The sequence below is a fragment of the Bacillus sp. NPDC060175 genome (assembly GCF_042728695.1).
In the GTDB taxonomy this organism is placed as follows: Bacteria; Bacillota; Bacilli; order Bacillales; family Bacillaceae_G; genus Bacillus_A.
The window spans coordinates 1-7,644 of the sequence record NZ_JBHWYR010000132.1; the positions used below are offsets into that span (position 1 = coordinate 1).

Annotated in this window: 13 protein-coding genes and 2 pseudogenes; 10 read left to right on the forward strand and 5 right to left on the reverse strand. The window is 35.3% G+C overall.

Annotation, left to right across the window (positions count from 1 at the left end):
- From ACFWDE_RS29115 to ACFWDE_RS29135, 5 genes and pseudogenes are all read right to left on the reverse strand, one after another.
- Positions 1–201, reverse strand: a pseudogene (locus tag ACFWDE_RS29115) (hypothetical protein); the annotation flags it as partial.
- A 34-nt stretch (positions 202–235) separates the two neighbouring features.
- A pseudogene (locus tag ACFWDE_RS29120) lies at positions 236–463 on the reverse strand (ImmA/IrrE family metallo-endopeptidase); the annotation flags it as partial.
- Positions 464–529: 66 nt separating this feature from the next.
- Complete coding sequence (locus ACFWDE_RS29125) at positions 530–1,168, reverse strand: hypothetical protein (RefSeq protein ID WP_377896224.1); 639 nt, start codon at positions 1,166–1,168, stop codon at positions 530–532.
- Positions 1,169–1,208: 40 nt separating this feature from the next.
- Positions 1,209–1,643, reverse strand: a complete 435-nt coding sequence (locus ACFWDE_RS29130; protein ID WP_377896225.1) for an ImmA/IrrE family metallo-endopeptidase — start codon at positions 1,641–1,643, stop codon at positions 1,209–1,211.
- A gap of 12 nt (positions 1,644–1,655) precedes the next feature.
- A complete protein-coding gene (locus ACFWDE_RS29135; protein ID WP_078177820.1) occupies positions 1,656–2,093 on the reverse strand; it encodes a helix-turn-helix domain-containing protein in 438 nt (145 codons plus the stop codon).
- A gap of 172 nt (positions 2,094–2,265) precedes the next feature.
- Here ACFWDE_RS29135 and ACFWDE_RS29140 point away from each other — a divergent pair, with 172 nt between their 5' ends.
- The 10 genes from ACFWDE_RS29140 (at position 2,266) to ACFWDE_RS29185 (ending at position 7,464) form a co-directional block, all read left to right on the forward strand.
- A complete protein-coding gene (locus ACFWDE_RS29140) occupies positions 2,266–2,457 on the forward strand; it encodes a helix-turn-helix transcriptional regulator (protein WP_078177821.1) in 192 nt (63 codons plus the stop codon).
- Positions 2,458–2,490: 33 nt separating this feature from the next.
- Positions 2,491–2,739 carry a hypothetical protein gene (locus ACFWDE_RS29145; protein ID WP_071718869.1) on the forward strand — a complete coding sequence of 83 codons (249 nt, stop codon included), beginning with the start codon at positions 2,491–2,493 and terminating at the stop codon, positions 2,737–2,739.
- Between the two features lie 90 nt (positions 2,740–2,829).
- Entirely contained in the window at positions 2,830–3,417 is a 588-nt protein-coding gene (locus tag ACFWDE_RS29150; RefSeq protein WP_377896226.1) for a sporulation sigma factor-processing peptidase, read from the forward strand.
- A gap of 13 nt (positions 3,418–3,430) precedes the next feature.
- Positions 3,431–3,652 carry a hypothetical protein gene (locus ACFWDE_RS29155; RefSeq protein WP_016092216.1) on the forward strand — a complete coding sequence of 74 codons (222 nt, stop codon included), beginning with the start codon at positions 3,431–3,433 and terminating at the stop codon, positions 3,650–3,652.
- A 182-nt stretch (positions 3,653–3,834) separates the two neighbouring features.
- A complete protein-coding gene (locus tag ACFWDE_RS29160) occupies positions 3,835–4,119 on the forward strand; it encodes a hypothetical protein (protein ID WP_377896227.1) in 285 nt (94 codons plus the stop codon).
- A gap of 278 nt (positions 4,120–4,397) precedes the next feature.
- Complete coding sequence (locus tag ACFWDE_RS29165; RefSeq protein ID WP_377896228.1) at positions 4,398–5,354, forward strand: DnaD domain-containing protein; 957 nt, start codon at positions 4,398–4,400, stop codon at positions 5,352–5,354.
- The gene (dnaB, locus tag ACFWDE_RS29170) at positions 5,351–6,673 is read left to right on the forward strand and encodes a replicative DNA helicase (protein WP_377896229.1); all 1,323 of its coding nucleotides are present in this window, start codon (positions 5,351–5,353) and stop codon (positions 6,671–6,673) included. Before ACFWDE_RS29165 ends, dnaB begins: the two co-directional genes overlap by 4 nt.
- Before the next feature lie 2 nt (positions 6,674–6,675).
- Positions 6,676–6,864, forward strand: coding sequence for a hypothetical protein (locus ACFWDE_RS29175; RefSeq protein ID WP_016109007.1), 189 nt, complete (start codon positions 6,676–6,678; stop codon positions 6,862–6,864).
- Entirely contained in the window at positions 6,839–7,201 is a 363-nt protein-coding gene (locus ACFWDE_RS29180) for a cell division protein SepF (protein ID WP_219919702.1), read from the forward strand. Before ACFWDE_RS29175 ends, ACFWDE_RS29180 begins: the two co-directional genes overlap by 26 nt.
- A gap of 71 nt (positions 7,202–7,272) precedes the next feature.
- Positions 7,273–7,464, forward strand: a complete 192-nt coding sequence (locus ACFWDE_RS29185; RefSeq protein WP_000512853.1) for a DUF3954 domain-containing protein — start codon at positions 7,273–7,275, stop codon at positions 7,462–7,464.
- Positions 7,465–7,644 lie beyond the last annotated feature (180 nt).

Here is a 7,644-nt window from a genome sequence, read left to right on the forward strand (position 1 = left end):
AGCTTCCTTCTTTTCCTGTGGCTTGTAAGTTGAAACTGCTATAATAAGAAAAATGATAGCTAAAATAGAGGCAATACCAGTGAATTTGAAAAACTTTTTGGCATTTTGTTTTTTTCTAATAAGAAAAACAAATGATGTGACTAGTAAAACTAATGCAGCTAAAATTGTTAATAAGCATAATGTTGAAAATAGAGCATTCATTTTTAGTTCTCCTATTTTTAATTTATGTATTTAATTATTTTAATGTATTAAATGATTTTAAGCGAGCAAAATTTCCTGGAATTCTATAAATTTCTGCTATTTCTCGAGTTGAGAGGGTAGTATTTTGATGTTCAGAAATCATTTCATCAGAGAGTAGGAGTTCGACTGCAAATGTATTTGCTCTAATTTTTAATCAATCTACAGAAAATAGAGTTTTATTTCTTGAAAATGGAGTATTGGTTTTGGGTTGTAATAGAGCATACCAAAATTAAAAACTTTAGATTACTACAAAAAAAATTCTGAAATTGCTTTACCTTTTTCGAGTTGTTTAATTACTTGCTTTGTTGCAACTTGCTATTTTATCTTGATAATCAAGTGCCTGTTTTTTTGCGATCGGATTGTCATCCATTTGTTCTAATTGAGATAACGCAGAACGTGCTGTATCGCAATCCATTTTTTCAATTTCTTGTCTCTCGAATCGTTCACGGCGAGAGGCTGCCGCCCTATCGAAAGCTTCCTCTTTCTCTTTTGGATCAGCGGCTTGAAGTTTTTTTATTTGCTCCTCCTTGAATCGCTCCAATTCGGGTCCTTCTATTTTTGGTGCTGATTGATTACTGGAATCATTTTCGTCGAGTTGTTTTTGTTTTTCTTGATTCTGATGTTGTTCTGCTTTGGCTGCTTGTTCTTGCTTCGCTTTTTCTTCTGCTTGGCGTTGGACTTCAGCTTCTTGACGTTGTTGTTCTTCTTGTTTCATTTTTTCCTCTGCTTGGCGTTGGACTTCAGCTTCTTGACGTTGTTGTTCTTCTTGTTTTACTTTTTCTTTTTCTTCTACCTGACGTTGTTCTTCTACATTCTTTGTTTCTTCTTGTGCGTGTTGTTCGTCTTCTTTAACTGGATTGTTAGTATCACAACCAACTAGTCCAATAGATAAAAAGAGCGCTGTAAATGGTACTAGGTATTTTTTCATTATTAATCCTCCATAAGTTAATAGAATTACGCCTGCTTTCTTAATAAACGTAAGTTTTTAAACGAGCGAATCCTCCAGGAATCCCATGGGTCTCCGCAATTTCTTGAATAGATAAACGAGTATCTTTATAAGCAGAAATCATTTCATCGGTAAGTAACAATTCTACAGCAAATGTATTTGCTTCGATTTCTAAGCGATCCACTGAAAAGAAGGCTTGGTTACGCAAGAAGGGGGTATTTGCTTTAGGATGAAGTACAGCATGACCTAATTCATGTGCACAAACAAATTGTTGAGTAGTTTCGTTAATTTTATTATTAATATGAATGAATTTAAAGCGTTTATAAGTGTTGTAAAAACCAAGAGTATTCCCAAGGTCTTCAAACAACACTATAATATTTTTTCGTCTAGCAATTTCAAATGGATTTGTTGTTGCATGTTTTTCTGCGATTTTGAGTGCGTATTCTTTAATTTCCATTTCTCGCTCCGTTCAATCTTTTTTGTACTTGTTTGGAGTGAATTTTTGTTTTGCTAATTGTTTTGCCATACGCATGGAGTTCTCCAGAGAAATACGAATCATTTCTTTTGTATGTTCGTCTATTGGTTCTCCGTCAAACATTAACGCTTCATCGCTGTTTTCTAGCTCTTCTAAGGTTTTTTCTAAATCACGTGCGATATCACGTTCTTCCTTAATCGATAATTTAGATGGATTATTCGATATCATTTCTTTTGTTTGTGTTCTATCTAATAAATAATCTGTTGATACCTCAAAAAAGTCTGCAATTTTCTTTAAAGTATCATAATCTGGTTCACGCTGACCTTGCTCATAATTAGCCAATTTTCCTCTTGAAAAGCCCAAGCGATCAGCAAGTTCATATTGACTTAGTTTTTGTTTTTTTCTAAGTTCCGAAATCTTTTTTCCAAGCATAAATTCTTCCTTCTTTCTAAATAAGAATAGGCGCTTTTTATTAATTATAGAAACGTTTAGTTTCTAAATCCACAAAGGAAACGAAAAGTTTCTAATAAATATTGACAGAAACGTTTCGTTTCTATATATTGGAGGTATAAGGAAACAAAATGTTTCTTTTGGAGGTGGCATTTTGAATAAAAAAAGAAATAAAATGATTGAATTTAGAAGTAATCAATCAAGACTAATCGTAGCAAAGCATTTGAAAATTACTCCTCAAATGCTAGGGGCAATTGAACGTGGCGATAGGACGCCTTCATTAGAATTAGCTAAAAGAATAGCTGATTTTTATAAAACTACAATTGATAATCTTTTTTTTAGTTAAAAAGGAAACGAAATGTTTCTGGGAGGTGAGAAAATGCCATCAACTAACATGGCAGTACCAACAGATCAGTCGCATAAACATATAAAAAGCACTTCAAGAGGTGACACCATGAGCCAACAAGAAGAATATGCGGCGACTTATGAATTCGGAAAAACGAAAGTCCATGTTGTGGCTCCTGAGCCAAAATCGCAAAAGGATATTGATAAACTCCTTCAAGCATATTACAAGGCTGGTTGGGCCATTATCAAAGAAATGCAAGTGAAAGAAAACATTGAGGAATAGTTCCTCTCTTTTTACATGAAAAATAGACAAGTTATATATGTACTAAATTCATTGTAACCATTTGAAAACTAAATATGGAGGCGAACAGATATGGGAACAAGCATATACTGCAATTCAGCAATAGGGGAATTATTACAGAATGCTAGAGAATGTTGTGAAAATGTTCAGCTGAAAACGAAGAAAGGACTATCTAGGTACCTTGGCATTACACATGAACGCTTAACTCGTATTGAATCTGGACTTTCTAAACCAGAATTTGAGCTTGCGATGGATTGGTGCCATGCAACAGGAGCAAAGTTGAATCAACAAGCGATTAAACATATTTATGGTGTTGGGTTACCGCCTACAGATCCACGTTTAACTCAAGATGTAAATCTACAATTGATGAACTACATTAAACAAGCTGAAGAGGGGATTATAGCAGCGAAGGAAATCATGAACTTACAAGTCGCAACAAGGTCATGGAAGCTTGATGAAAAAAAGAAACATGAATACGCAGTTCATGCAAAAGAAATCTTCGATACAATCCAAGCTACTCAATGTGTAGTACAAGCTCTTGAGCAGGTTCATTTTGGCATTATGGAACAAATACAAAGAAGTTGGTTGCAAAAGGCTATGGCGGAGAACGTTATTATTCAATCGGTGGATAGCTTAATGACTTTAACAAAGATGCTGTAAAGGAGGAAGAAAAATGACAGTAGATTATAAGAAACCAAGTTTAAGAGAATATAAGGAACTAATACGCTATGATGCAAAACTAACTGGTGAAATTAAAATAGCAAAAACACTTGGTGAGGATTCAAAGTCAGTTGAGTTAAAGCAAGAGAAAAAGTTAGTGGGGATTCGAATCAAAATTATCGAAGCATCATTCATTTTAAAACATAAATGGGCAAAAGAAAAAGCTACCGCCTAGACAACAGTAGCTCTAACAAAAATATTGTAAAGCAATTATAACATTTTATAAATCATTTGGACAAGCACTGTGCTTGTCGTTATGACCAGAAAGGGATTGTTCCTCCCAATACCTCTACAATGTTCCTTTCTGGTTGTAACGATGCGTACAGCATCAATTTAATTAGAAAGGAGATGTAATTCATGAACGATAAAAACAATCGTCTTCATGATCTAGTTCTTCCTGGGGATTTTTCATTTGCGAATAAACTTCGTAACTGTATGAGTGAATGTATTTATAACATGTTTAATGCAGAATCAACCGAAGAATCAAATCACTGGGAAGAAGAGCTAGAGCGATGTATGAGGGAATTTAAAATGCTTCGTGATACAAAAGAGGAACATGAGGCATCGATGAGTTATCGTGTAGTGATTAAAGGTTTAAGAGCAAGAGGAGTTAACGCTTCATTGGTAACACGTAGAAAATAAAAAAGTCTATCACTTGGCAGAGTGATAGATAAATGGTCTTGCAAAGATCTTAGGATTAATTATATCAAATTAGCATTCGTATAACAACGGAGTGTGCCGCATGCTTTTAGACAAATCATCACATAGAGTGTTGCTGAATCCTAAAGTGTTTCAACAAGCAACATCAGAGCAAAACCTAATTTACTTAGTAAAACAATATCTCAAAACAGGATATAAGAATTATCGCTTATTACGTGTAGAGGACGGATTTGCGATATGTAAACGGGAGGATGAATAATATGGCAGTTTATAGACCAGTACACGTTTCATTTTGGCAGGATTCATTTGTTTTAGATCTTACACCGGAGGAGAAGTATTTCTACTTATATTTGATGACAAACAGTAAGACGTCTCAATCAGGAATCTATGAGCTTCCACTTCGTATTATTGAAACCGATACAGGATATAACCGTGAAACTGTTATGAAGCTACTAGAACGTTTTGCTGAGTACGGAAAAATTAATTACAACCAAAAAACAAAAGAGTTGTTCTTAATCAACTGGTTGAAATTCAATCCGATTAAAAATGTAAACATTGAAAAGTGTGTTTTAAAAGAGATTCAATCTGTGAAGGACCAAGATTTTTTAGCTGATTTCTATGAAACATGTTTGCAATTAGAACGTGAACAAGATTTCAAAATCCCTCGTATTAAGGAGTATTTATCAGTCCGTTTGGAGGGGCTTATAAGGGGCTTCCAAGACCCTAGCAAGGAAGAAGAAAAAGAAAAAGAAGAAGAAAAAGAAAAAGAACAACAACAAGAAGAACGCGCAAGCGCGGAAGAAGTTGTTGAGGTTAATCCGATTTCTTTTTACGAACAAAACTTCGGACTGATTACACCTTTTATTGCAGATGGTATTCATGCATGGATAGATGATTTAAATGCAGAGCTTGTTGTAAAAGCTATGGAAATCGCTTTAGAGAAAAATACAAGAAACATGAATTACGTAAATACGATTTTAAGAGATTGGCATCTTAAGGGATTGAAAACAATAATGGACGTTGAGGCAGCTGATAAAGCATTTCGTACTCAGCGATTAACAAAAGCGCAGCAACAGACACAAGCACCTTATCAACAGAAAGGCTTATCAGAATCTACTAAGAACGTAATACAGCAGCAACAATCATGGGAGAAAAACATTCCAACGGATGAAGAACTTGCAGCACTTAATCAACAAAATGGGTGGATGGTTCAATGAGTAACGATATGATTCGTAACGCAGAAGCTGAACAAAGTGTTTTAGGTAGCATTATTCAAGAAGGCGATTTAATTAAAGATTGCCAGCTAAAGGAAAAACAGTTTTCTTTACCAACACACCAAGTGATTTTTAAAGCGATGAGAGAGTTAGAGGATGCTGAGGTTCCAATAGACCTTGTCGCTCTCATGGGGAAATTCGATGAAAGCTTTATGAATCAGATTGGCGGAATTGAATTCTTTGTAAACCTGACAGAAGTTGTAACAACAACTAAAAACTTCTCGTATCATGAAGGTTTAGTGATTGAAGCTTGGAAGATGCGACATGCTCAAGAGGTTGCTGGTAATTTATATAATCGTCTTCAGCATGAAAGAGATATGAGCGCTATTAGTACATCGATTGATGAATTAAGCGCCATTGAGGAAACAGGTTATTCAGATGAATTTAACCTAAAGGAAACACTAGTTGATCTGTATAAGAACATGCAAATTGATGTAGGGGATTTAACCGGTATACCAACTGGTTATGACGACTTAAACAGAATGACCGCAGGATTGCAAGAAGGTGATTTAATTATTATCGGTGCCCGTCCTTCGATGGGGAAAATAGCATTTGTATTAAACATTGCATTCCATGCAGCAAGCGCTCATACAGCAACAGGGGTCTTTTCTCTAGAGATGGGCGAAGAACAGTTACTTAAGCGTATGATTTCAAGTACTGGAAATATAGATGCTACGAAATTAAAGAACCCTAAAAAGCTATGTAATTTAAAGGATTGGGAAAAGATTAGTCAGGCTATGGGCTTGATAAATGATTTACCATTAGAAATTTACGATAAAGCAAATGTAACGATGCAAGAGATTTACGCAAAGACTAGGAAATTAAAGCGTAAGTATCCTGATAAAAAGGTGCTAGTCGCAATTGATTACTTGCAGCTTATTGTAGGTGATTCGAAGCATAGAGGAAACCGCATGCAGGAGATTGGGGAGATTAGTCGCAAGTTGAAACTTATGGCAAGAGAGCTAAATGTATGCGTGGTTGCATTATCACAATTAAGCCGAGCTGTTGAAAGCAGACAGGATAAACGCCCATTACTATCAGATTTACGTGAGAATGGTCAAATTGAGCAAGATGCGGACTTGATCGCATTTTTATATCGCGAAGATTATTACGACCGTGAAACAGAAAATAAAAACATAACGGAAATCATTTTAGCGAAACAGAGAAATGGTCCAGTTGGTGTTGTTGAATTAGCATTCATTAAAGAATTTAGTAAGTTTGTAAATTTAGAGCGGAAGTTCAATCACCAACAGGAGGCTTAATCATGCTGTTACGTCAGGAAGTAGAGCGTAGAAAACTAGCGATCATTCGTAAATTATTGGGATTAGGATTAGCTGAAATTAACGGACAAACATTAGATCAGCTAACGTTAACGCAGCTTGAAGGAATCTTAATTGCAAGCTTGCAGGTATTGGAGGGAAAGAACAATGCCAAAGCAATTAACAATTTTTGACGTGGAACCAGTTGTATCATTTGATCCTAAGAAAGCTCATATTAACCGTTTGAATTCAAAATTACGGTATGCAGATGTGGTTGTAAAAATACCACGTCATGCCAAAGCGATTGATGAATTAAAACCAACGACAGCGCCTGATCAACGTTATGAGTTATTTGAAGATTACACAATTGGAATTTGGCGTTATAAGCGAGCGGAGGATAAAGAATTTGTATGGGAAGAAGCAGAAAAAATGTGTAAGCAAGCACGGGATGAAAAAAAGCCGATTCCAATACGGCTTCATTTATCATTTGAACAATCATTTGTTCCAGAAAATGTTGTGCGATATTTGTAGACAAACAAAAAAGCCGAGATTGCTCCCGACTTACTTCGACAAAGTAATTATAACATATGGGAGTGATCTTGGTGGGAATCAGAAAAGAAAATCTTGTAGAAATGACAGCTGAAATAGATTTGAAAATAAACGGAATATATGTTGTTAAAAATGGTCAAGTCCAACTAATAGAACCACCTCAAGGTGGATTTGGTGAACAATCATTTGTATATCAAAGTGGAAAAGTAATTCGTATGGAAGAACGAAAAACACAGTTACTTTAATCAAATTTGAATTTTATTAAAAAATTGGACTAAAAGCATCGATAATGAGATGGGAAAAAGAGCATCATCACTGAAATAAAAAAGCCCTGCACACAGGGCGTATAAAAAGATACCTTAGCAATAACGACGATTAGGGGGACGTATTAGCTAAGGTATCTGGATGGATGGCTGCATACTAAG

Coding starts and splice junctions, on each gene's coding strand:
- ACFWDE_RS29125 (WP_377896224.1), bottom strand. CDS start 1,168: ATGAAAAAATACCTAGTACCATTTACAGCGCTCTTTTTATCTATTGGA.
- ACFWDE_RS29130 (WP_377896225.1), bottom strand. CDS start 1,643: ATGGAAATTAAAGAATACGCACTCAAAATCGCAGAAAAACATGCAACA.
- ACFWDE_RS29135 (WP_078177820.1), bottom strand. CDS start 2,093: ATGCTTGGAAAAAAGATTTCGGAACTTAGAAAAAAACAAAAACTAAGT.
- ACFWDE_RS29145 (WP_071718869.1), top strand. CDS start 2,491: ATGCCATCAACTAACATGGCAGTACCAACAGATCAGTCGCATAAACAT.
- ACFWDE_RS29150 (WP_377896226.1), top strand. CDS start 2,830: ATGGGAACAAGCATATACTGCAATTCAGCAATAGGGGAATTATTACAG.
- ACFWDE_RS29155 (WP_016092216.1), top strand. CDS start 3,431: ATGACAGTAGATTATAAGAAACCAAGTTTAAGAGAATATAAGGAACTA.
- ACFWDE_RS29160 (WP_377896227.1), top strand. CDS start 3,835: ATGAACGATAAAAACAATCGTCTTCATGATCTAGTTCTTCCTGGGGAT.
- ACFWDE_RS29165 (WP_377896228.1), top strand. CDS start 4,398: ATGGCAGTTTATAGACCAGTACACGTTTCATTTTGGCAGGATTCATTT.
- dnaB (WP_377896229.1), top strand. CDS start 5,351: ATGAGTAACGATATGATTCGTAACGCAGAAGCTGAACAAAGTGTTTTA.
- ACFWDE_RS29175 (WP_016109007.1), top strand. CDS start 6,676: ATGCTGTTACGTCAGGAAGTAGAGCGTAGAAAACTAGCGATCATTCGT.
- ACFWDE_RS29180 (WP_219919702.1), top strand. CDS start 6,839: ATGCCAAAGCAATTAACAATTTTTGACGTGGAACCAGTTGTATCATTT.